The organism is Desulfatiglans parachlorophenolica (assembly GCF_055394735.1).
In genome coordinates, this window is sequence record NZ_AP042460.1 from 4,169,528 (window position 1) to 4,193,277 (window position 23,750).

Genomic DNA, 23,750 nt, shown 5'->3' on the forward strand with positions numbered 1-23,750 from the left:
ATCAATCGGCTCAGCAATTGATTACTGCTCAACGTTAAGCTAAGGAGGCAACAAATGGAAATAGGTGAGGTAACAATTAGCAGTGTGCCTGTATTGAAACTCAAAGGGCGTTTGGACGCCGCTTCGGCCAGGGATTTCAAAGAAAAGATCGGTTTGTTGAGCAAGGAAAACCGGGTAAACTTGGTCATTGACATGGCGGAAGTGGATTTCGTCGACAGCTCGGGACTCGGGAGCTTGGTGTCATCCCTTCGTACGGTCAACAAGCAGGGGGGAGACATCAGGCTCTCGGCCCTGCAGAACCAGGTAAGGTCGGTTTTTGAACTAACGCGGTTGCACCGGATCTTCGGGATCTATGACGACAGCACGGCTGCTGCCATGAGTTTTTAGTCGAAAAATCGCCCGACCGTAGATGATATACCATCCAAGAGCGCGCGTACTTCCGCGGTTCCGTTATGCCATCTTGCTGATCATGAGGCGAAAATAGTCGGCTACGTTGTCAAAAGGCATGTTCAGGGGATCGGAAGAAAGGATGGCGGCATAGGAGTCCTCATGCTCGGGGGCGAATCCGTGCATGGCCGGCAGGGCGTTGAGTCCCATGTCGCAGGGCTCGATCTGCCATCCTGGATCCATGAGCAGGATCTCGTCTCCATACATGTGATCCTCGAAATCGATCCCGTAGCGCAACTTGTCCTCTGAAGTCAGCAGACGGCTGTGGGGGATGTTTTGCAGGACATCCATGAGGATGCCCATGGCTCCCTGGTTCAGGAACCAGATCCGGGCCATGGTGGAATCATATGTGGCCACAAAATCTTTCCCGAATCGAAGACCTTGACCTTCCACTTGCCGCTGCACATCCACCACCCCGGCCAGGGTGGTCATGCCGTGGTCGGAAAATATCGTCAGACTGATGTCCTGATACGATCGTTCCACTGCCTTTAAAAGGCCTCGAATCCGTCCGGTATACCAGTTGAGCTTGAGATCTACCTCCGGGCCGTTTTTGGTCACGCGATGCAGCAGGGCGTCCATGGCCGCTGTGTAGAGAAAGGCAAACCGAATGTCTCCCTTTTCCACATCCCGGATGAGGGCACGGATATTTTCTTCCTCCGGGAGCCGCCAGTTGGAGATATGATAGGGGAATTCCCGTTCCTCGAGAACATCGGCAAGGTTCTTGACCGGGTGGAGCCCATCGGGCGCGAAAAGGTCGGTTTTTTCGATATAGTCAAAATAGGGAAGTCGGTCAAAGGGCATGGCATACAGCTCGAAATAGCCGGTGTAGCCGTAGTGCCTCTTCAATAATTTGGAAAGCTGGTGTCGAACCCACCATCGGTCGAAGATGGACCGGGGGAGAAGGCCGAGACCCAGACGGCGGAACAACTTAAAGGGGGATTTGTCCGGTGCATAATAATAGAAACTGAGGTGTTTGTGAACCACGGGCCGCTCGCCCGTCAGGATGGTGGGAATGGCGGTGCACGAGTAGCCGAACTGCATCTGGACCGGCAGGCGGTGCGGGAGTAGATCCTCAAGAAACCGCCGGTCCTTTATGATCTCCCATCCCATCGCATCGATGAACATGAAAATGGCAATCTTCTTCATGGCGATGTCTCCCACTCCATTTTGACCAAGAATTGAACGGATGGCAGGAAAGGGCGCAGCGACGTGCTCTCCCCTTATAAAATCGGCGAAATAAAATAGACATTTTCCTCATATTGGGCTCGATAAGGCATCCGGAAACGGATTGGATTCCGGCTTTCTCCAGGATGGTATTTTGAAGACGATCATCAGGTTGTCAATAATGTATCCATGGTGCAGTGCCTTCCGGTTTTGCCAGTTTCACCGGTTCCCGACCTGGTGCCTCGATCCCGCGTCGAAGGAGAAGGGAGCCTTCACCCAGGAAGAGCCGCGTGAGGGATTTCAGGTAGTCGATGCGGGCTTGTACCTGGGAGACCTGGCTTTCCACCAGGTCCCGTTCGGCTTGGGCCACCCGGTACATGGTGGATTTGCCGAGTCGATACCGGTCAATCTCGGCTTGCAGTTTTTCCGTCTGGTATGTCACGCTAAGCGCCGATGCCCGAATCTGCTCCCAGGCCCGGTTGATCTCCACCACTGCGGAGAGCACATCCTCTTCCACCAGTTGGGTCAGGTTTTGCAGAGCTTCCTGATCCTGGGCCAAATGCAGCGTAGACCTTTCGTGCCGAGCCTTTGCCCCCCGATTGATGGGTGGAAATTCAAAGCGGAATCCTGCCAGAACATTCATGCCCTCGTCGCTATGCCCTATATCGTTTAAAGAATTGCCAAAGGAGCGAGAGTAGCCCGATCGGCCCAGGGTGATGAAGAGATCCAGCCTCGGCAGGAGCCCGTTCTTGGTCTTGACTAGCTCCAGACCTCCCCGCTCCACGGCCAGTCTGGCCTGGTTGAGTTCAGGCCGCATTCGGTGGGCGAAAGCGAGATGAGCTTCAATATCCGCAATTCGGGCATCCGGGGCCTCCGGAGGGGTCAGGATCCGCAGTTGCCGATTCCACAGGGATTTCCCCGGGGGATTGATGAGGCGAAGGAGTATGAGGCGGTTGGTCTCCAGACGACTTCGCGCATCGATGAGATTCTGTTGACGCACTGCGGCCTCAGCTTCGGCAAAGTAGATCTCGGTCCTGGCTACCTGCCCCAGTTCGATCCGTTCCCGTGTTTCCTGGGTTAAACGGTTGGCAAGATCCAGGGATTTTGTGTAGATCGTTTGTTCTTCCTGGGCCAGGGTGTAATCCCAGTAGGCATCTTCAATGGCCGCGGTGAGGGCCTCGGCCAGTCCACGTAGTTCATATTCCGAGGCCTGCGTATCGATCCGGGCTTGATGAAGGCTGGCAAGATTCACGTCCTGTCCAGCCCCCTGCAGCAGGGCCTGGGTGATTCCTATGTTTGCGTAGCTGCGATAGGTATCGTCGGGATCTTGAGTATTCGGGTCGTCCAGGGACCGGTCCGCCCCCACAGTGAGATCGAGAATCGTGCCGAAGGGAAGGGGCTGTGAGATCCCAGCGTCGGCCCCGAAGGATCGATTCACGGTCCTGGCTTTGGTCCTTTCCCGACCGAGGCCGCCGTTGGCCCAAATGAGTGGATCAAAGACCGCTTGTTCTTCAACTTCATAAGTGTACTGGATCTGGGGTACCAGGTGTTCGACCCGAAATTCCCGATTGTTTTCCAGTCCGAAGAGGATGGCCCGGGGCAGCGATAGCTCCAGAGGTCCTGCGGGAGGAACGCCCAAGGCCGGGGGCACTTTTTCGATCGGCTCGAACGGTGGCGGGATGGGAAGACCTTCCTTTTTTTCTTCCTGACTCGTTTCAGGATGTATAAGGTTGTTGGAAGGTCCCCGTGCCGGTACCAGACATCCCGTCAGCAGAGCTATCAGTGATCCGGCCGCAGCCGCGGCAATGGAAATCGTAAACAAATTTTTCCATTTCCACCGGTGGGCATGTAAAGTGCCGGATGATCCATCCTCGGTGGGGTCTAGAGCCTGAAACCGACTTCGTTTTGAGATTTGAATGTCAGATTTTGAATTCATGATATGAAAAACCATGTGGCTATCTGTTAACAGTTGTTCCAGCCCCTTCATTCAACGTTCAATGTTGACGTTCGATCTACCAATGTTCCTCCTCTGATAAGTCTTTCCAAAGATCAAATCGGATGCCCCCGCGGGAAGAGGCAGAACTGTACCTTGAACCTGTAACGCTCGTAAAGTTCTATACCACACTGAGCCCTAGGGGAAAAGTACAAGATGATTTTTTATAAGCCCGAGCGTCTTGACATGTTGGGTCATATTCACCAAAATAACGTGTGACGGCATTTATTTCATTTCTTAGGGCCTTGCCAGTCCAGAAGGTTCAGCCTGGGGCGTGGCGGGTCTGTGGCCAGGGCCGCAACGTATTCGGCGAAAGGTGAAAACCCGCGAAGAAACATGGCCTTGTGATGGCCCTCTATGCCTGGAACATGAAAAATCTGCGGGTTGCAGGCGAGTGTAGTCATGAATGTATCGAGCGGAATCGAGAGCCCCCGGCCCACTGCCTTAAGACAGGCCTCTTTTTGGACCCAGATCTCGAAAAAAAGGCGGTGTCTGACGTCGCCTTTCCGCGAAGCGATGGCTAGTGCCTCTTCATCTGCAAAAAACCGCCGTGCCAGTTGAAGGGCGGGGACGTTTCGGTCCACATATTCCACATCCACGCCCAAAGATCTGGCTCTACCCAGGGCTAGAAGGAGCAGGTTTTTTGAATGGGAAAGGCTGAAGGAGATGCCCGATCCCGAAAAGGCGCATTCGGGTTTTCCGTAAACAGACAAAGATATGGGTACCGCCTCAGGGTCGAGGCCGAGATGGCTTCCCAGAAGCTGTCGCAGGATGCCCCTTCCTGCTACGAAGGATGTCCTGCTCCAGGGATGGCGAAACCGGGCCGCCCTGACCTGCTCCTCCAGGGAAAGGCTTCGTCCTAAAACATGAAGCGAGGGCACGACAGCGGGAAGGTGCACTCGCCAGATATGGACCTCGCTGTTTCCAAGCGGAGGCGGGGAACTCGGTTTTGCCCATTCTGACAACGGACGCTGCGTCATGGGCACAGGATAAACCGCGATTTGTATTTTGAAAAGCAACTATCAACCGAGAGCGTTGAGTAATCTGCCTTAAGCGGAAAAAGGAATGACTGCAGGCAAAAAAGACATGATCGCCGTGTCCAGAGAAAATTCCCCCGGTATGTCGGGGGTGGAAAGGGAGTTACCCCATCCTGTCTCCATCCATGACCGGTTTCTGACCCAAGCGGAAACATGGCCGGGATCCGTGGCGGTAATATACGGGCAGGACGAGCTGACCTACGGGGAACTGAAGGATCAAGCACTGGCCCTGGCCGGCGAAATCCGGGCCATGGGCGTTGCGCCTGGGTCACTCATTGGTATCTGTATGGACCGTTCGACCTATGTCATCACAGCGATTTTGGGGACGCTCATGGCCGGATGCGCCTATGTGCCCCTCGACCCCTCTTATCCGGCACGCCGGCTTCAGGATATGACCGCCGACACCCAAAGCTCCCTGATCCTGACCCGGTTGGCCTACGCGCCCCTCTTCGATGGTATTGGGGCTGTTGTGCGGCCCATCGACGAAAATCCGATTCAGCGCGGTGGGCCTTCCGCTCCGGCACAGGCTCCCTGCCAACCCGATACGCCCGCCTATATCATTTATACCTCCGGTTCCACAGGGAGGCCCAAAGGGGTGGTGTGCCATCATGGCGGAGTGGTTAACTTGCTGAGCCATTTTCAGACATTTCAGCCCGTGGGGCCGGATGACCGCTGCAGTTGGTGGACCAGCCTCAATTTCGATGTATCGGTCTATGAGATCTTTTCATGTTTGTTAAATGGGGCCACCCTGGTCATCGTACCGGAGGCCATAAGATCCGATGGCCCCCGCTTCGTGTCGTGGCTGGCCGAGAAGCGAATTACCAGTGCCTATCTGCCTCCCTTCATGGTTTCGGACTTGTTGGACTGGACCCGGAAAAACCCTACAGAGAGCCGCTTGCGGCGGCTCCTGGTCGGGGTGGAGCCCATACCTGAAAAAAGTCTTTTGGGGATCCAGGAGGCGATCCCTGGTCTTCTAATCATTAATGGATATGGCCCCACCGAGGCCACGGTATGTGCTACCCTCTACCCGATTTCTCCGGATCAGCCCATCCATGACAATACGCCCATTGGTCGGCCGGTCCAGAATACGGTCCTTTATTTACTGGACGAACAGCTGCTCCCTGTGCCGCAGGGAAGCGCCGGGGAACTCTACATCGGCGGCCAAGGGCTGGCCCTGGGCTATTGGAACCGTCCAGAGCTGACTGCCGGACGGTTTGTTTCGGACCCCTTCTCCAAGGACCCGGGTGCCCGCCTCTATAAGACCGGTGACCGGGTCCGCCTTCTGCAGGATGGCAACCTCGCGTTTCTGGGCAGGACAGACTTTCAAATCAAATTCAGGGGATTTCGGATCGAGCCGGGCGAAATCGAAACCGCGCTCAGGTTCCATGGCGGGGTCCTCGATGCGGCGGTTTTGCTTCGGGAGGATCGGTATCGGCGTCTGCAACTAACGGCCTATCTGGTCTCCCGGCAAGGGGAGATGGTTGGGATCCAGGACCTGCGGGTGCATCTCAAAGATCTCATTCCCGAATACATGATTCCCACGGCCTTTGTGTTTCTGGACCGCCTGCCGGTGACGCCCAACGGGAAGACCGATCGAGCCGCCCTACCGCCCCCCGATCCGGGGGTGAGAGGCCCGTCGGTATCCGCAGGCGCCAGGGGGGAGGCCCGCACCCCTCTCGAGGCCGCCATCCTGGGCTTTTTCCAGGAAGTTCTTGAGGTCACTGGATTGGGTGTCGAGGACCATTTCTTCGATCTGGGTGGGCATTCCCTCCTTGCCACCCGCCTCGTCTCCCGCATTCGGGACGTTTACGGGCTGGATCTTCCTGTCAGGACCGTGTTCGAGGCCCCTACGCCTGAGGCGCTGGCCCGGGAAATAGATGCTCTCCAACAGGGCCTGTCGTTAGAGAAGGCCCTCCCCCTTAAACCTGTCGAAGATGTCGGCCCACCGCCCCTTTCCTTCTCCCAGCTTCGGGTTTGGTACCTGGATCAACTGGAACCCGGCACCCCGGCCTACAATATCTGTCTCGCCTACCGGGTTGTAGGTCCCCTTCAGGTCCCGGCCCTCAAACAGGCCTTTGACGGGCTTATCGCCCGTCACCCATCGCTTCGCACGACTTTCCAGAAAATGGAGGGGCAGCCGGTTCAAAGCATTTCGCAACCCCAACCTCTGTTTCTGGAGATGCTGGACCTGACTCATCTCCCTGAGGCGGGCCGGGGGCTCGAAGCCGAGATGCTGGCCGAGCGGGAGTGCCATCGCGGATTCGATCTCACCCAAGGGCCCCTCTACCGGGTTCTGCTGGTGAAGATGGATCCGGAGCGTCATGTGCTGGTGCTGACGATCCACCACATTATCTCGGATGGATGGTCCATGGGGGTGCTGATCCGCGAATGGATGCTCCTTTACAGGGGGGCGGTTGAGAAAGAGACTGTTCTGCTGCCGGAACTTGCTATCCGGTGCACCGATGTGGCCCAGTGGCAAAGGAACTGGTTGGTGACCGATCGAATGCAGACTCAGTTGTGCTACTGGAAGGACCGGTTTCGGTCCTTGCCCGAGCCCTTGGACCTCCCCCTGGACCACCCCCGGCCTGCCGTTCGAAGTTACCGAGGAGACAGCCAGACTCTTTTTCTCGGCGAGGCGCTATGCGATCAGCTGCGTGTCCTGGCGCGGGCCCGGGGCGTCACCCTGTTCATGGTCCTGCTGGCTGGTTTCAAAGTCCTTCTGTATCGGTACACCCATCAGAAAGACCTGTGTGTGGGGACCTTTATCGCCAACCGCAACCGGTCCGAGATGGAAGACTTGGTGGGTTTTTTCATCAACAGCCTGGCTCTTCGGACCAGCCTCCAGGGGAACCCTCCCTTTGAGGATCTCCTTCAGCGCGTCAAGGACACTGCACTTGGGGCCTATGCCCATCAGGACCTACCTTTTGAAAGGCTTTTAGAGGAGGTCCACCCCGAGCGTAGCCTGAGCCGCACGCCCATCTTTCAGGTCATGATGGTTCTTCAGAACATGCCTTTTCCCCCTCTCAAACTGACCGGGCTTCATTGTCAACCTATGGACCTCAAGACCTTTCGATCGAATTTCGATCTGACCCTCTGGTGCTATGAAACCAGAACGAATATCAAACTCGTCTTGGAATATGCTACAGACCTTTTTGAACCGACCACCATCGAGAGGATGCTCCAACACCTCAGGAACCTTTTGGACGACGCAGGTGTCCGTCCCCAAGTGCAGATTTCTCGTCTCACCATGCTCTCTTCTTCTGAAAGAGAGCAGCTTCTTGAGGTCTGGAGCGGCAGGAGGGGGGCACAGGCGCCGATCAGCGAGCCGTTCTGTGTTCACAGACGGATAGAGGCTCAAGCCAGGCAAAGGCCGGACCAGACGGCCCTGGAAGCCCCTGGGATCCGCAGAGGCCGGTCCGAAAGATTGACCTATGCACAGTTGAACGAACGGGCCAACCAGTTGGCCCGTTATTTGGTTGCTCAGGGGGCTGGTTCGGACGAACTGTTGACGGTCCTGATGGATCGCTCCCCTCTTCTTATCGTCGGGCTTTTGGCCATCCATAAGGCCGGGGCGGCCTATGTGCCTCTCGATCCACACCATCCCACAGACCGCAACCGCTTCATATTGAAGGATACCGAGAGCCCGATCCTTTTGACGGACCGGGACAACGTGGAATTCGCGCAGTCCCTTGGCAGCACGTCACTTAAAATCATCTGCGCGGAGGAGGTCTGGCCGGAGGTAGCGAAGCTTTCTTCGGCGGACCTCAACTTCTCCCCCGATCTGCAAGACCCGGCCTATGTCATTTACACCTCCGGCTCAACAGGGACGCCCAAAGGTGTGCTCATCGAACACCGGTCCCTTGCCGCTTTTACCCAGGCGGCCCTATCCCTTTACGGTTTCACCCCCAAGGATCGAATTCTTCAGTTTGCCTCACCTACCTTTGATGCGAGTGTGGAGGAGATCTTTCCGACGCTTGCTGCTGGAGCCGCCCTTGTCCTTCGATCGGAGGCCATGATTCGGACCTTCCCCGACTTTGTGCAAATCTGCACCGACCTGGGCGTGACGGTCCTGGACCTCCCTTCGGCCTTTTGGCACGCATGGGTGGCGGAGATGGAAGCATGTTCCGAAACCATGGTCCCTGCCTCGCTCCGCATGGTCATTATCGGCGGGGAAGAGGCGCGGGCCGACCGGCTGGTAAGTTGGCAGCGGATGGTGGGTTCTCGGGTCCGCCTCATCAATACCTATGGCCCCACAGAGGCGACGGTGGTGGCCACGGCCCAGGATTTGCGGTGCATGAGGGGTGGGGTGGAAAGGGTCCCCATCGGAAGACCTCTAAGCCATGTGGCGGCCTATGTTCTTGGCCCGGAAATGACGCTTCTTCCTGCCGGTGTACCGGGTGAACTCTGTCTTGGCGGCGAAGGCTTGGCCAGGGGCTATTTGAATCGGCCGGAGCAAAATCGGATCCGTTTTGTCTCAAGTCCTTTCCACAAAAGAGCCAGCCTGTATCGGACCGGGGACCGGGTGCGATACCTTCCGGACGGATCCCTGCTGTTTTTGGGGCGGGTGGACCGGCAGATCAAGGTGCGGGGCTTTAGAGTGGAGCCGGGCGAGATCGAAGCGGCGCTCAACGGGCTTTCGGGTGTAGTTGGTTCGGCAGTGACCGCTGCACCATCCCAGGATGGCACGCTGCGCCTGGTGGCTTATGTAGTGCCGGAATCCGGATGGGAGCGGGACGAGTCCGGGATTCGATCATTGCTGGGGCAGGCCCTCCCCGACTTTATGGTTCCCTCCGAGGTGGTGTTCCTGGATGCGCTGCCTCTCACCCCCGGGGGAAAGGTGGATCTTCGAGCACTTCCGTCGCCATCCTCTCGTCCCGAGAGAGATTCAATAGACGTGGCGGCTCCACGTAATCCCATCGAGGAGGTCTTGGTCCGCATCTGGGAAGAGGTGTTTGACAGGGAACCTATCGGTATCCACGACAATTTCTTTAACCTGGGGGGACATTCCCTTCTGAGTCTACAGATCATTGACCGGGTCAATCAGGCAGGTCTCTGGTTGACTCCGGCCCAGTTTATGTTAAACCCTACCATTGAACGTTTGGCCCAGGTGGTCCAGACCGCCCAGCTCGTTTCGGGAGAAGACCGGACGTGTCTGGTGGAACTTCAACCCTATGGGAAACGTCACCCCCTCTTTTTTCTTCACTCCACACCGGGAGATGTGCTGGGCTACATGAACCTGGTGCAGGGCTTGGGACCGGACCAACCCTGCTATGGCTTTCAATCTCTGGGTCTCAGGGACCGGGAAAAGGCCCACTCCCGTGTGGAGGACATGGCAGCCTGCTACCTGAAGGAGCTGCGTGCCTTTCGACCGGCTGGTCCTTACTTCCTGGCTGGCTGGTGCTTCGGGGGTATTGTGGCAACGGAGATGGCGGTCCAAATCCAGCGGCAGGGGGACGACGAGGTTGTGCTCTTTCTCTTTGAGACCCCTTTCCCCCGAACGGACATTTTTGCAGCAGCTTACCAGGTGGATCGGTTTTTCTCCCTGGTCCGTATGGGGCCCAAAGGCTGGCTCTCCTATGTCCGGAACCGCTACCGCTACTGGCAAAACACCCGGCACGGGAACATCGATCGCCTTTTTTCTCTGGGGCTTGCCTCCGGTCCCCTGGCCAACCGGGACCGTGTCTACCGGATGAATCAGGAGGCCGTGCTGCGCTACCGCATGTCCACAACGCCCCGCTGCCCGATTCGGCTATTTAATGGGGAAGAATTAGAGGAAGGATTTATCCCGGATCCGCAGAACCTCTGGTTGCGGACCAGCCGGAATGTGCGCTCCTTCAAGATACCAGGGAACCATCTGACGATTTTGAGGAAACCCTGGGTGGATCGCTTGACGAGGGAACTCGACTGCTCCCTTCGAGAAACGCTATGAAAGAAAAACTCAGTTTCCAATCCGGAAAGGGTCTTTTTGGCCAATCTCGGCGTCGATTTGCACGTTTGCTTGTGCGGCGACCTAAAGGTCGCCTCCGCACAAACGCTTGATTTCCTTGATATTCGCCAAAAATCCTCATTTCCGGATTGGAAACCGGGTTGTACCGGGAAATCATTTCCGGATGGAGACCAGTTAGTGGTTATTAATTGCAAGCAGTTATGGCCCGACGCCGTCGGTCTTATCAAAAATCTAACGCTGGGGCTTTTCTTGATCTAAAATGGAATGCAGATAAAGGAATTGAGCTCAGCTGATAGGATGATTCAATTGTGATTCGAGTAGATAGAGCATTCAACAAGGTCACGCGTATAAGTTTTGTGAAAGCGTTGATTGTGCCCAATTCTTTTAATGCCGTGATCTGGATTCGGATCTACCAGTGGCTGGAGCGGATGCATCTACCGACATTTATTGCCTATAGATACCTTTATCACGTTCATGGTTTGGAAATGGCCAAAAGAGTGAAAATTGGTGAAGGGCTGAGGCTTTCTCACCCTCGGGGCGTTCTTTTCACGAAAGGAATGGAAATTGGCAACAGGGTTTCCATTTATGGTAATGTCAGGTTTACCAGAAGCTGGAATCATGTCCCAAAAATCGGAAGCGATGTTTTGGTTGGCGACAGCGTTGTTTTTACCGGAAAAGGTGATGTCGGCGATCATGTAGTCATTGGTGCCGGGTCGGTAGTCACTGCCGCATTCTGTGATAATGTCGTGATCGCCGGGAATCCGGCCAGGATCATTGAGGAGAAAGAGGATTCGACTGATTGATCCCTGTTCAGGGTTATAGGTGAAAGGTTGGAGAGAGAAACACCGAGAAAGTCCGATTGGCATCGGCAAGCCGTGTTTTCTATCCGTGTTTATTCGAGTGCATCCGTGGTCGGGAGTGTGATTTGATGGATCGGCATACAAGCTCGACAAGGCCAAAGGCCTTCGGAATCCTTTGGGCGGCGGTTTTCCTCGTGGGCAACATCACCGCTTTGATGGCAGGAGTGCCCCTCCCTGCTGTGGCCCAGGAATGCCTTAGGGGCCAGGTCCTTTACGAAGGACCCATGGACCCTGCCTGTCTATCCCATGCCGAGGAAGTCTCGGAGGAAGGCATGGATGGCGGGTGGGGCATTCGGCTTCTCCCGGATCCGTGGCACCGGCCGGTCTTACGGCTTTACTGCGGCGGCCAGGGGAGAATGGACTTTCGGCCCTTTGACGCCCTCGTGTTCCATATCAAGGATCTCGATCCGTTCCTTGGAGACCAGAGCATCACCCTGAAGACCTGGGACCGCAGCAGCCAGACTGTATCCATCAAGAAATATCTGAATGGGAACAGACAGCATGAGAAATGGCGACAGGCGGAGATCCCGCTGGCGGACCTGGTCACGGACAACTGGGATCTGAGCAATGTGGAGGCCATCACTTTTGGAACGGATCAGGATCGGAGGGCCTTGCTTCTGGACCGTGTCTGTCTGGTAAAACAGGAGGGGCCGGTGGTCATCGTTGACGGGAATGATGCCCCGTTTCCCGAAACCAACCGACTGCTGAGACTTACCTTTGATCGCCCCTTTCTTAAGGAAAGCGCTCGGCAGATGGCCTGTTATCTCCTGACCAGTTCCACAGACCCGATGTATCAACTCCCTGTGCACCCCGTAGCTGCGGGGATTCAGTCCCAGTTGAAGGGATTCAGCGACAACGGGGGTCCTGTCGGGCGGTATCATGTCTTCATTCAATTCGCCGTTCCCTTACGCAATGGCCACTGTTATCATCTGGAAGTTCAATGGATTACGGATGATTTCCGGAATCCCATGACCTCTGCGTCATACGATTTCGTCTATGATGACGAGGTTCTTCGCAACCCCAATGTCAAGGTCAATCAGATCGGGTACCATCCGGAGCGGCCTAAGCGGGGATATGTGGGGGGATATGCCGGGGACCTCGGGGGCGGCGCCTGGGCCGTGGGAGAAAGGGGACTCGTTTTGACGTGGGACCGGGCGGGGAAATGGAATCAGGTCCCAGCCCTGACGAATGCGACCCTGCGGGCGGTCTGTGCGACCCGTGAGGACGATGTCTGGGCAGTGGGCGACGGCGGCGTGATTATCCATTCAGATAAATCCGGGTGGCGACAGGTTGCCTCTCCGACGACGGAAGACCTTGTCGCCATTTATTTCGGCCCAACGGGCATCGGATGGGCCGTCGGCGCAGCCGGAACCACTCTTCGCTACGAAAACAGGGCCTGGATGCCCGTTGCTGCCCCGACCATCGGCGTTCTCAGGGGCATCTGGGCTGGACCGCAGGACACGGCATGGGCCGTGGGGGACGGGGGTCTTCTCTTTCGGTGGAGCGGCCAGGCATGGGTGAAGGAGGATTCTCCCACGACAGCGGCGCTCTATGGCATAAACGGACACCACGAAGACTGGCTCTGGGCCGTAGGGGAGAAAGGAACAGTGTTGGTGCAGCGGCAGGGCCGATGGCGCCTCTTTGGGCCCACACCACCCACATCCCTTGTCCTTCGATCCGTAATCGCCAGCCTGGGGGGGGATGTATGGATCACGGGAGACCAGGGGTCGATGTGGTACAAGAAGGGATTTGGCAGCAGCGGGTTCGCAGCGTTGGGAACCGGGACCTCAAAGGGTCTTTTAGGAATAGCCAGACAGCATGAGGGCAGGATGTGGGCCGTGGGGGAAAACGGGATTGTCCTAAGCAGTACCCCTGACTCCTGGGAACTGGAGGATCTTCAGATCGGAGATTCCATCCATGGGATCTTTGCCCTCCGCTACGGCCCCATTCGCCTGCCTAAAGACCTCCCCATGGTTTCGATCCGTGATGTCTCCAGTTCTACGACAGTCCTCCGGGTGCCTTTAAAACAGGAGGTTGCCAACTGGCCTCTCTCAGGCGAGGACGTCTATTCTTTTGATTTCTCATCCCTGAAAACACCGGGGATCTACCAGGCCCATGTGCCCGGGGTCGGGCTTTCAGATCCCTTTGCCGTGGACCCGGACATTCTGAGAGAGCCGGCCCGAACCATGGCCAGGGGGCTCTACTATCAGCGATGCGGGACCGCCCTTCGCAACGCCTTCGCTGGGGTTCATGCGCGGCCCCTGTGCCACAAACAGGACCGTGAGGCCAGGCGCATAGACGCGCTTTTTCACGAATCTCTTTTAAAATCGCCCCTTTATGCGGGTGAAATCCCGGGTAAGATGGCAGACGTTCACGGCGGGTGGCACGACGCGGGCGATTACGGAAAATACATGCCCACCAGCGCCGCAGCGCTGTGGCATCTTCTGACCGCTTACGAGCTCGACTCAAAGGCTTTTTCAGACGGGGACATGGGCATTCCGGAGAGCGGAAACAGAATCCCCGACATCCTGGATGAGGCCCGATGGGAATTGGACTGGATTTGCCGCATGCAGCACGCCAACGGTGGGTTCTACCACAAGGTCACGTCCGAAAGCTGGTTCAAGGGAATGCCTGAGGAGGAAGAGAACCCCCGCTATCTGTTCGAGATGACCACCCACGACACGGCCATGGCTGCAGCCGTGCTGGCCCTTGCCGCCAGGCTCTGGCGGGCATACGATGAACAGGCCTCCCGCACCTTCCTGGAAAGGGCCGAGCTGGGGTGGGAATTTCTGGAGCACCATCCCGAGGCCCTCCCCGCGGGAGGCTTTCGCAATCCAAAAGGGGTGGTGACAGGGGAATACAACGACCCGGAGGATGGGGACAACCGGCTCTGGGCCGCAGCAGAACTGTACCGGAGCACAGGAAAGGCGGAATACGGCACCTGGTTCATATCCTGGTGGAAACGACATGACCACGCCTGGGGCTGGAGCCCCTGGCAGCACGCCTATCCTTATGCCTGCTGGGCCTACTTGCAGTCCCGCTGGCCGGATGCGAGCCCGGACGTCCAGAAAGATATCCGCGAGCATCTCCTTCGAAAGGCCCAGGAATCGCTGCAGAAAGGTGCTATTCAGCCCTATGCCAGCTCGGCCCGTTTGGACGTGCCGGAGTGGATCGGTTGGGGATCCTTTTCCCAGAGCGCAGAGTATGCCTTTCTCCTGCTACAGGCCTGGTTTCTGACAAAAGACGATAGCTACCTGAACGGGGCGTTTCAGAACCTGGACGTGCAATTTGGGGCCAACCCCTTGTCCGTGTGTTTTGTCACGGGCATGGGAAGCCGTTCCCCCCAGGATCCCCTCCACATGCCATCCCTGTATGATGGAGTGGAGGAACCTGTCCCAGGCATTCCGGTCTTCGGGGTGGCGGCCCACCTGACCCGGAACAACCCCTTTTATCGGGCAGCCCAGGATCCGGAGAACCTGTACCCACGGGGTCAGGCCCCCGCGGATCCCTACCCCATTTTGCGGCGTTACTGGGATGCCCACGAACTGGTCCCCATGTCCGAATTCACCATCGTGGACATGGCCGTTGCTGCCGGCGTCCTGGGGGTCTTGTCTCATGAATAAGGGCCATATGAACAGAACCGAGGTCGATCTCGAACACTACGAAGCAGACTTCCTGAAGCTCCAGGGATAAGAGAATGCCGCCTTGGACTGTCTCAGCCCTTTTTCCCGACAAAAAGCTGTGTACCATAGCCCCAGAGTAGCTGGAGATCGTGCTTGAATCCAACCATGGCCGAATAGAATGCCTCGGCTGAGTATGTCTCGTCTTCTGTAGGCTGAGCGCCGCAATGAACCAAGGCTTCGGAGACGATCCCTGATTTGGCGTGGAGGTACAAGGCCCTCCAGTCTTCGCTCAGGCCGAGGATTTCTTCCCGGGTGCGGGGATCCAAGCCCACAATCCGCATCCGACCCAGGACCACATGAACGAGGGAGGGGAGGGCACGAAGGAAGATGTCTCTGAATCCTGATCGAAGCGTTCCCCCCCTGGTTGAGGTTTCTTTTCTGTCAGGAAGAAAGGTCCAGTAAGAAAAGGTGCGCCAGAGCGAAGGATCGGTGGAGGCAGGGATGCGAACCACTTCCCTGTGGTATCTTACAGGGCCCTTACGGAAGACCTTGAGAAAGAGAGCCGTAAGGAGGATCAGGGGCCAAAGGACCAATAATAGGACGGCGCCTGTGGCCTTGGACAGAAGGGAGAAGAGACGTGCCTTCACGTGTTTGGGGGTGAGACCGCCAAGAATAAAGTTATCTGTAATAGAGACAGCTGTGCTAAGGCGGAAGTTAATCAGACGGTTTCTATCGACTATCACATCGGAGAGTTCCAGGGCTTCTCCCACATAACTCCCCGGGAAGACGACCGAGTTGACAACCGAGGAACCAGAATCCAGGATGCAGTTCTGTCCGATGACCGCGTAAGGTCCAAGCCGGGTTCCAGGGCCGATGCGCGTATCCCCGCCAATAAAGACCGGGGGAACGAGTTTTGCGGTAGGGTGAAGGTTGACATTGCGGGAGATCCAGATACCCGGGTCTGCCTCCCGTCCGGCCAGAAGAAGCCCTCCGAAGGTTTTGTCCAGGACCATGCGATGAGCATCGACGAGGCCCTTACAGGAACGGATATCCAGCATCGTTGGAACCGTTGCCCGGGTTCCACCCTCGAGGCACGCTGCGAGGACCTTTTGCACCATCTCTTCCTCAGTGCCGGAGATGGGCCCTTCCGAAAAAAATGAGGACGGTACCAAGGCCCATCCGGTCCATTCCTCATGATCGTTGTTACTCTTACGCGACCTGTCCAGAAAAAAGCCAACGGGGGTGCCGGATGTCAGGTCTATCTCTTTCAGAGAGATCTGGGGCATCCGGTCCCCCTGGCATAGAAGGACCGGCCCCTGCTCCCGGTCCAGGCGCAAAGCCTTGAGGGATTCGTATGGGCGTCGGGGGTCTTTGGTCAGATGGTATTGACACTTGCTCCCCCAACGGGATCCATCCCCTAAAAACCTCTCTATCCTTTCCGGAAGATGACTCAGGACAAATCTGAAATCGGTAATGTCCTGCTGGACGAGGAATTCCACTACATGCTGGATGAACGGCCGATCCACCAGAGGCAGCAGGGGAGTGGGATACCGTTCGTTCAGGGCATTGAGATCCGGACACAACCCGGGCGAGATGACAACAGCCAGCATTTCTTTACGCCTCCTTGACAGAGTCCTGAGCTTGCCCGTGAGTCCCGAATAGGCGATCACGGATGACTCGGAAGAGAAAAACGGTATTTCCAATGAGATATCGTTTCCACAGTCTACCCGGCTCCTGGATCAGACGGTAGATCCACTCCATGCCCATTTCCCTCATCCACAGCGGGGCACGGGGAAGGCGACCGGAATAGAAGTCAAACAGCCCCCCCACCCCCATAGCCAGTCTGACGCCTGTTTCATGGAGGTGCTCGTTGATCCACAAGTCTTGGCGGGGCGCCCCAAAGGCCACAAGGAGGAGGCTTGCCCCGGATTGGTGGATTTCCTCCAGAAGGTGGGATTCTTCCTCTGGAGGGAAATATCCATGTCGGAAACCTGATACGGTTGTCCCGGGGGCGTTTTCTGCGACCCAACGGGCCACGGCTTCTGCAATCCCTGGCTGCGCGCCCAGCAGAAAGATCCCCTTTCCGGTTCCTGAGAGGGATTCGCAGAGTCTGGGAAACAGATCTGTGCCGTTCACATTTTGCCTAATGTCCTGTCCCAGGATCTTGGCCCCCAGCTTGAGGCCGATGCCATCCGCCAGACAGAGATCTGCATTCTGAAGCACTTCAAGGTATCGAGCATTCTTATGGGCAATATTGGCGCAATCGGCATTGACAAAGCAGACTTGAGATGGTTTTTCACAGCCCAGCCTTGCCAGGATGTCTTCGATGGCCTCGGCCATGGTCAGATTATGCATGGGTATTCGAAGAAGAGTGATTCGACTCTGGGCTGTAGGCACCCCGCCGCCGTAAAGCATGGCCGGGATAGCTCGCAGTGAGAGTCCAACATCAGCCCAGAAACCATGGGTTTCAACATATTCCAGGTCTGCCTCCAGTTCGGCCCCATAGGCGATGTTAGCCCGTTGACGGACCCACCAAAGGGAAATAAGACCGGGACGTACATTGTAACGGCGCCATACCGCCGTTTCTGTCGGACTCAATTCACCTGCGGATACGGGTCTGGGCCCAACAAAGGACATGTGTCCGCAAAGGATATTCAACAGTACCGGCCAGCGCATCAGATGAAAAATCCGAAGAATTTCCCCCCCCGCGCTGTTTTCGCCGTCGAACGCGAATTCATCGAAATGCATCCCGTAGCGGCCTAAACGGGGAATCCGTTTCAGGCCTCCCGATAGGAAATAGGCAGGCATCAGCACCGGAGAAAGTCCCAACAGACAGCACAAGGAGACCAGAAGGTCCAGGGCCCGTTTGGTCCCGGAAAGCGGCTGCACTATCAGGGTCCAGATGGCGGTGCGGACGACACGCCGCGCCCTCATGCGGGCACGGCCCACCCTGGAAAAACGCCGATATAGGGTTTCGACTTCCCGGGTCCTCTCATCAGAGAAGTGTTTGTCTTCGGTCATGGTGGCGGTATCCTCGATTCAATAGGCCCCCTTACCCAGGAGCACTGCCGGAATTGTCTGAAAAAGCAGTCGAAGGTCGAGCCACAGACTCTGGCTCTCGACGTATTGAACATCGAGTTCCACCTGTTCCCGAAACGGAATATCCCCCCGACCGCTGACCTGCCAGATGCACGTCAGGCCCGGTACGGCATCCAGACGTCGTCGGTCTCTCAGAGAATACTCCGCCACCTCCCTGGGTATGGGTGGCCTGGGTCCCACCAAAGACATGTCCCCTTTTAGAACACACCAGAGCTGCGGCAGTTCGTCGATGCTCAGTTTACGTATGATGCGGCCGATCCAGGTAATTCTCGGGTCTTTTTTCATTTTGAAAGTAATGCTGTCTTTGTGGTTACTTTGATCCAGAAGCGCGTCCTTCAACTGCTCAGCATTCACAACCATCGACCGGAATTTCGGGAAGGGAAATTCGCGTCCATACTGTCCAACACGGGTTTGCCAGAAGAGGACCGGCCCGCCGTCGGTCAACTTGATGAGCAGAGCAATAGCAAAAAAGAGGGGCCATAAGAGAAGAACGGAAATCCCTGCAACGAGGATGTCCATGCCCCGTTTGAGTGTCTTGGCACCTCCCACCACCAGGAGCCAGGCGTATTTTTTCCGCCAGTAACGGAGCTTTAGCCCAAGTCCGCCAGGGCCTGTGTGGGCGCCGTATCTTTGGTAAAGTTCCTCCATGAGGATCACCCGCTGCGCGTCGGGAACCGGACGAACGGCTCGATCATTTTCTTCAGTCCACATCGTATCCTCGGTCATAGGTTTACAGGCGACGGCCTCAGGGCCTTTCAAGGGGCGACATGTTGTCAATAATCACTATTCGGAAAGGGTCCTTTTTTCATCTTTAAGGCTCGATCGACAACGGATTTCCCGATGCGGCCCCAATATGCGCGATAATTTGCCCTACAGTCGTCTCAAGTGGATCTGCGCCGCTTACCACCACGTGGGCAAACGGACGGGTGGGAAGCACGTATTTGAAGGTCATGGGCCTTACGGTTTCTTCATACTGACGCAGCACGGAATCCCTGGTTCGGCCCCGTTCGCTGAGGTCCCGATCGATCCGACGTCGAAGAAGGATATCCTCTGGTACTGCCACAAAGACCAGGGTGTGGAAAAGGCGACGGACAGGTTCCCAGTAAAGGGAGAAAAGCCCTTCCACCACCACTATTGCCCCGGGGACTACCCGTGTTTTGTCCGGTAAGCGCGTATGGGTCGTGAAGTCATAAACAGGCTGTTCAATCGCTTCTCCCCGTGCCAGGGTTTCCACCTGTCGGTAGAGCAGATTCATCTCGAAGGCCGCGGGGTGGTCAAAATTCCGCCGCTCACGCTCTTCTAAATTCAGGTCCGAAAGGTTGTGGTAATAGGCATCGAGGGAGAGGACCACGGTCTGCTGCATGGCATAGACCGCCTTGAGGTGTTGGGCGATGGATGATTTCCCGGAGCATGAAGGTCCTCCGATTCCCACCATGTAAGGCCGATTGCCCATCAGAGAACCCTTTCAACAGCGCGGCGAAGGCCATCGATGGTCATTCGGGCCGTGGTTTCCCAGGTATAGCCTTGTGCCCGCCGCCATCCCTTTTCTGCAAAGGTTTCTCTAAGTTCCTTGCTGAGGAGGACCTTTTCCATAATCGATGCCATGTCCTCCACGTCATACGGATCAAAGAGCAGTGCAGCATCCCCTGCCACCTCCGGCAGGGAGGAGAGATTGGAACAGACCACTGGAATGCGGCAGGCCATGGATTCCAGGATCGGCATGCCGAATCCCTCATAAAGGGAGGGAAACACAAACAGATCGGCGCCTCCATAGAGCAGCGGGAGATCTTCCGCCGCCACGAATCCGGTAAAAAGAATGTCGCGGGCATAAGGCGATTGTTCCGCTTCACGGTGGACTTCTTCGGCTCGAAACCAGTCACTGCCGGCCAGGACCAGTTGATGAGGGGCTCCGGTCCGGGACTTGAGACGCGAAAAGGCCTGGATCAGGCGCACATGATTCTTCCCGGGATGCTCGATCCTGGAGATATAAAGAACATAGGGGGCTCGAATTCGGTATCTTGGATCTATCCCCTTCAGACAATACTGCCGATCTCTTGGGAGATAAGTGTTCATGTCTACGCCAAGGGGTATGACCATTATCCGATCCTCGGGCACGCGGGCATACTGGACGATATCCCGCTTGCTACTCTCACTGATAGTCAGGACCATGGTAAGTCTGCGGATCAAGAATGGCAGAAGCCGCTTGATGTAGAACATTCGGAGCGGATCGTATTTCTCCGCCACATGGATGCTGGAAAAGTCATGGACGGTGCCCGCAGTTGGGCACGGGACCCTGAGGGGAAGTCGCCGGTTGCCCGCGGGGAGAAACAGGACGTCGTATCTTTTTTTCCGGCACCATCCAGGCAAAGCCGTCTGATGCCATGCCAGATTAACGACGGGGTTTCGGAGCTGCTTTGTAAAGCAGAGAGGTTGCATGCCCGATGAAGACGGTACAAATAGGGACTGCTCGTCTTCATAGACCATGACTTCGAACTCTATCCCCTCAGCCATTAGGTCAAAGGTCCTTAGGAGTCGAATGATGTACTGGCTGATGCCTGACTTTCCGCCGTCACCGCCAAAGGTGGTTATGCCGATCTTCATTGGAGGCACTCCTATGTTGACATATGCCTTGTTCCTACCAAAGCCTTAGCATATCTTTAAAATGCCAATCCGGAAATAAGTCGATGCCGAGAGCGGATTTGACAGCATAAACAATCAACAGAATAATTATGACGAATGGAGATAAGAACATCAGACAAAAGAGGGCAATCGAAGAGAAATAGAGGCTCTTCTGCCGCCTCATTTCCGACCGGCGCGTTGCGATACGGCGGTCCCTTCCCATCAGGAAAACCAGGTAATACCGCCCAAAAAAGAGTGGAATGTTGAGACGAAGATCTAAAAGATGGCTTTTTTTCGGGTGGCTTTCCATCAGGGCTTCTTCAATGGCAGCCTTTTGTGCTGGGGTCAGAGAATCGCGGATGCTCGGGCTGAGCCGTTGCATCACCGCATGGAGGTAAGGGTCTTTGTCTGCCGTTCCGGTCACTTCGTGTCTCCCCTCAGGTGAGCTTCCACATCGGATAAATATCGGTCGAAGGCGTAATGGGTGTGGACCAAATGAAGCCCCCCTTCCCCCATTTGGGCGGCGAGGGAGGTATTGGTAAGGATCGCTTCTATGGCGGCGGCAAGGGCCCCCACATCTTGTTCGGGGGCCAATAGTCCGTTGGCGCCGTGCTCGAGCCAATCCGGTATGCCCCCTACGGCAAAGGCCACAATGGGTCTTGCATGCTGCATGGCCTCGAGCCCGATCATACCGAAGGGTTCGGGCCAGCGCGACGGGACGACGACGACCCTGGCGCTCGAATAAACCGCCTTCAGCGCATTGTTCGGGATCCAACCCCGGAAACTCACCCTGCCGTCAAGACCTAGTTTTCTGCAGAGCGCCCTGAGTCCGGGCTCCGCATTGCCGGTCCCCACGATTATGGCCGTGAAGTCGCATGTCAACCGATGCAAGGCCTTGATGAGCAGGTCCACACCTTTGCCGCGAATCAGTTGACCAACATACAGGACTCGGGGCGCGTTCGGAAGGGGCGTCACATGGACGGGTGTCATTTTTACGACTGGCGGCAGGATATGGACCTTTTCCATAGGAAAACCGTTTTGAAGGAGTTCGTTCCTCATAAAACGACTTCCTACCAGGATGGCGTCAAGCCTGTAGTTCCGCCGCATTTCACGGCGTTTTCGGTGGATATCGACAAAGGCGAACCCTGTCGGGGATGCAGGGCTTCTTGCGATAAACGCTCCATCGAGCCAGCATCGAAGGCCCATTGGGCTGTGACAGATCCGGCCGCTGTGGATAAAATACTTGTGTCGTCTCGGGCAGCAGAGGTCGTGATCATGGACCATTCGCACAACACGCGGCGCTACTGAAGGGTTTAGGCATGGTGCGATGTGGGGGACCTTGTGAAGGTAAACAACATCGGGATGGACGCGCTTAATAATATCGGCAAGAGGCCGCGCTGAAGGTGTCTCTTGGCTGGTGTTTAAATCACGGCAAGGGATCACCCCCTGAAAGAGGACCCTATACGCCTCTGGATCGCGGGTTGAAGTTTTTCCGTGAGCCAGGAAGCACATGTGACCGTTGGCGCGTAACCCTGATGCGGTGTCGGCGAGGTTCTGCTCCACGCCGCCGAAATAGCCGCAGATTTCATTGACGAAAAGGATTTTCACGCACGGCCTCCTCGTAGATCCTTTCCAGGGATCGAGTAACGGCGTCCCAACTATATTGGTTTCTGGCCTTCAACCGGCCCGAGGTCGAGAGTTTGCAAGATGTCTCCGGCTGTTCTTTCAATAGCCGGACCGCCCTTGACAGGCCTGCCGTGTCATTCACGTCAAACAGGAGAGCGTCCTGGCCGTCGGCGACAAAAGAGGGTATCCCACCGACCCGGGTCGCGATGACGGGGAGGCCGGCTGCCCAAGCCTCCAAAATCACGATGCCAAAAGGCTCATGGACCGACGGAAGAAAAAAGACATCGGCCCCGTGATAGGCATCCACCAGTTCCTGGCTTCCGGCATCCAGACCACCGACGATCGTGACCCGATCAGTGAAGCCAAGCGTCGCGATCCGTCCAAACAGCTTTTCTTTGTAGGGATCATTGGTCACAGGACCAACCATGACCAGGTGGACTTCAGGATGGATCTGCATTAGCTGAGGCAGACTTTCTACGGCAAACACCTGGTTTTTCTGGGGATCGATCCGACCTACGGTCAGTATGACATATGCATCCAGGGAAATCCCGAAGCGTCTCCGAAATGCCGTCCCATTTCCTATGGCAAACCGGTCAGGATCCACGCCATTGGGAAGGTGCAGAACCTTTTTTTGGGGATATCTCCGGCGGATTTGCCGCTGTTCTTCAAGTCCTACACATAGAATGGCGGCCGCATCGTCGAGCACACGGCGGGAACCCACCCACCATCCCAAGATCTTGCCCCACTCGATAGCCCCTGTGGCTGGCGCAGTCCATGAGCCTGCCTCCTCATGGGGCACATCAAAGACACCGCCGTGCAGAGACACGACATAAGGAATGCGGCGTTTTATGGCCACGTAGCGGCCGATCCCACCGGGTCGTTTGGCCGTATGCAGATGAACCAAATCCAGCTCCGGATAGAGCTTGAGCGCCTGCATCAATTGGAATGAGAAGAGGTTGCCCCCTTTTCTGTCCAGAAGATGTTTAGCGTCTGCAGACAGACCGAAATAGGGGTAGAAGTAAGGAAAGCGGCTGATTTTAACGCCCCCAATGATCTCTCTATCCGCCTTCGCCAGGGCATTGGAGCAGAAGATCTCGGTATGATGCCCCATTTCCAGAAGACGTTTGCAGGTCTCGAGGATTACCGTCTCCGTGCCCCCCCAGTGGCTTCTGACAAAGCGTCGTGGTATTTGTAGAATGTTCATAGGAATTTTCTCGATAAAATTCGGAATGGCAGGCTCAATGCGGTCGAGCCGAAGTCTGACGATTCAAGGCATTACAGTGCCCGATTCATCCTACCCATACAAGCGATCATCCAGCCGGCAGGGAGCAGCAG

Annotated in this window: 16 protein-coding genes; 5 read left to right on the plus strand and 11 right to left on the minus strand. The window is 56.3% G+C overall.

Annotated features, from left to right (window positions below):
- Positions 1-54: 54 nt before the first annotated feature.
- Positions 55-387, plus strand: a complete 333-nt coding sequence (locus tag ACZ500_RS19430; protein ID WP_464229106.1) for an STAS domain-containing protein — start codon at positions 55-57, stop codon at positions 385-387.
- Positions 388-450: 63 nt separating this feature from the next.
- Here the strand turns inward: ACZ500_RS19430 and ACZ500_RS19435 are convergent, their stop codons facing one another.
- The 3 genes from ACZ500_RS19435 to ACZ500_RS19445 all read right to left on the minus strand — a co-directional run bounded on the left by ACZ500_RS19435 (position 451) and on the right by ACZ500_RS19445 (position 4,584).
- A complete protein-coding gene (locus ACZ500_RS19435) occupies positions 451-1,593 on the minus strand; it encodes an alkaline phosphatase family protein (RefSeq protein WP_464229108.1) in 1,143 nt (380 codons plus the stop codon).
- Positions 1,594-1,786: 193 nt separating this feature from the next.
- The gene (locus ACZ500_RS19440; protein WP_464229110.1) at positions 1,787-3,250 is read right to left on the minus strand and encodes a TolC family protein; all 1,464 of its coding nucleotides are present in this window, start codon (positions 3,248-3,250) and stop codon (positions 1,787-1,789) included.
- Positions 3,251-3,834: 584 nt separating this feature from the next.
- Positions 3,835-4,584, minus strand: a complete 750-nt coding sequence (locus ACZ500_RS19445; protein ID WP_464229112.1) for a 4'-phosphopantetheinyl transferase family protein — start codon at positions 4,582-4,584, stop codon at positions 3,835-3,837.
- Positions 4,585-4,669: 85 nt separating this feature from the next.
- Here ACZ500_RS19445 and ACZ500_RS19450 point away from each other — a divergent pair, with 85 nt between their 5' ends.
- The 4 genes from ACZ500_RS19450 to ACZ500_RS19465 all read left to right on the plus strand — a co-directional run bounded on the left by ACZ500_RS19450 (position 4,670) and on the right by ACZ500_RS19465 (position 15,071).
- Entirely contained in the window at positions 4,670-10,570 is a 5,901-nt protein-coding gene (locus ACZ500_RS19450) for an amino acid adenylation domain-containing protein (protein WP_464229113.1), read from the plus strand.
- A gap of 36 nt (positions 10,571-10,606) precedes the next feature.
- Positions 10,607-10,846, plus strand: a complete 240-nt coding sequence (locus ACZ500_RS19455) for a hypothetical protein (protein WP_464229114.1) — start codon at positions 10,607-10,609, stop codon at positions 10,844-10,846.
- 50 nt (positions 10,847-10,896) lie between these two features.
- A complete protein-coding gene (locus ACZ500_RS19460) occupies positions 10,897-11,391 on the plus strand; it encodes a hypothetical protein (RefSeq protein ID WP_464229115.1) in 495 nt (164 codons plus the stop codon).
- A 125-nt stretch (positions 11,392-11,516) separates the two neighbouring features.
- Positions 11,517-15,071, plus strand: a complete 3,555-nt coding sequence (locus ACZ500_RS19465) for a glycoside hydrolase family 9 protein (protein WP_464229116.1) — start codon at positions 11,517-11,519, stop codon at positions 15,069-15,071.
- Positions 15,072-15,163: 92 nt separating this feature from the next.
- On the opposite strand, the gene ACZ500_RS19470 is transcribed toward ACZ500_RS19465, so the two are convergent.
- From ACZ500_RS19470 to ACZ500_RS19505, 8 genes are all read right to left on the minus strand, one after another.
- Positions 15,164-16,681 carry a sugar transferase gene (locus ACZ500_RS19470; RefSeq protein ID WP_464229117.1) on the minus strand — a complete coding sequence of 506 codons (1,518 nt, stop codon included), beginning with the start codon at positions 16,679-16,681 and terminating at the stop codon, positions 15,164-15,166.
- Positions 16,682-16,685: 4 nt separating this feature from the next.
- Positions 16,686-18,092, minus strand: coding sequence for a WecB/TagA/CpsF family glycosyltransferase (locus ACZ500_RS19475; protein ID WP_464229118.1), 1,407 nt, complete (start codon positions 18,090-18,092; stop codon positions 16,686-16,688).
- 18 nt (positions 18,093-18,110) lie between these two features.
- Positions 18,111-18,881: a sugar transferase gene (locus tag ACZ500_RS19480; protein ID WP_464229119.1), complete on the minus strand. Its 771-nt coding sequence runs from the start codon at positions 18,879-18,881 to the stop codon at positions 18,111-18,113.
- 100 nt (positions 18,882-18,981) lie between these two features.
- Complete coding sequence (udk, locus tag ACZ500_RS19485; protein WP_464229120.1) at positions 18,982-19,623, minus strand: uridine kinase; 642 nt, start codon at positions 19,621-19,623, stop codon at positions 18,982-18,984.
- Positions 19,623-20,771, minus strand: coding sequence for a glycosyltransferase family 4 protein (locus ACZ500_RS19490; RefSeq protein ID WP_464229121.1), 1,149 nt, complete (start codon positions 20,769-20,771; stop codon positions 19,623-19,625). Before ACZ500_RS19490 ends, udk begins: the two co-directional genes overlap by 1 nt.
- A 34-nt stretch (positions 20,772-20,805) precedes the next feature.
- On the minus strand, positions 20,806-21,213 hold the full coding sequence (locus ACZ500_RS19495; RefSeq protein WP_464229122.1) for a hypothetical protein: 408 nt from the start codon (positions 21,211-21,213) through the stop codon (positions 20,806-20,808).
- Positions 21,210-22,301 carry a glycosyltransferase family 4 protein gene (locus ACZ500_RS19500; protein WP_464233088.1) on the minus strand — a complete coding sequence of 364 codons (1,092 nt, stop codon included), beginning with the start codon at positions 22,299-22,301 and terminating at the stop codon, positions 21,210-21,212. The genes ACZ500_RS19495 and ACZ500_RS19500 overlap by 4 nt, the downstream gene beginning before the upstream one ends.
- A gap of 73 nt (positions 22,302-22,374) precedes the next feature.
- The gene (locus ACZ500_RS19505; RefSeq protein ID WP_464229123.1) at positions 22,375-23,619 is read right to left on the minus strand and encodes a glycosyltransferase family 4 protein; all 1,245 of its coding nucleotides are present in this window, start codon (positions 23,617-23,619) and stop codon (positions 22,375-22,377) included.
- Positions 23,620-23,750: the final 131 nt, after the last annotated feature.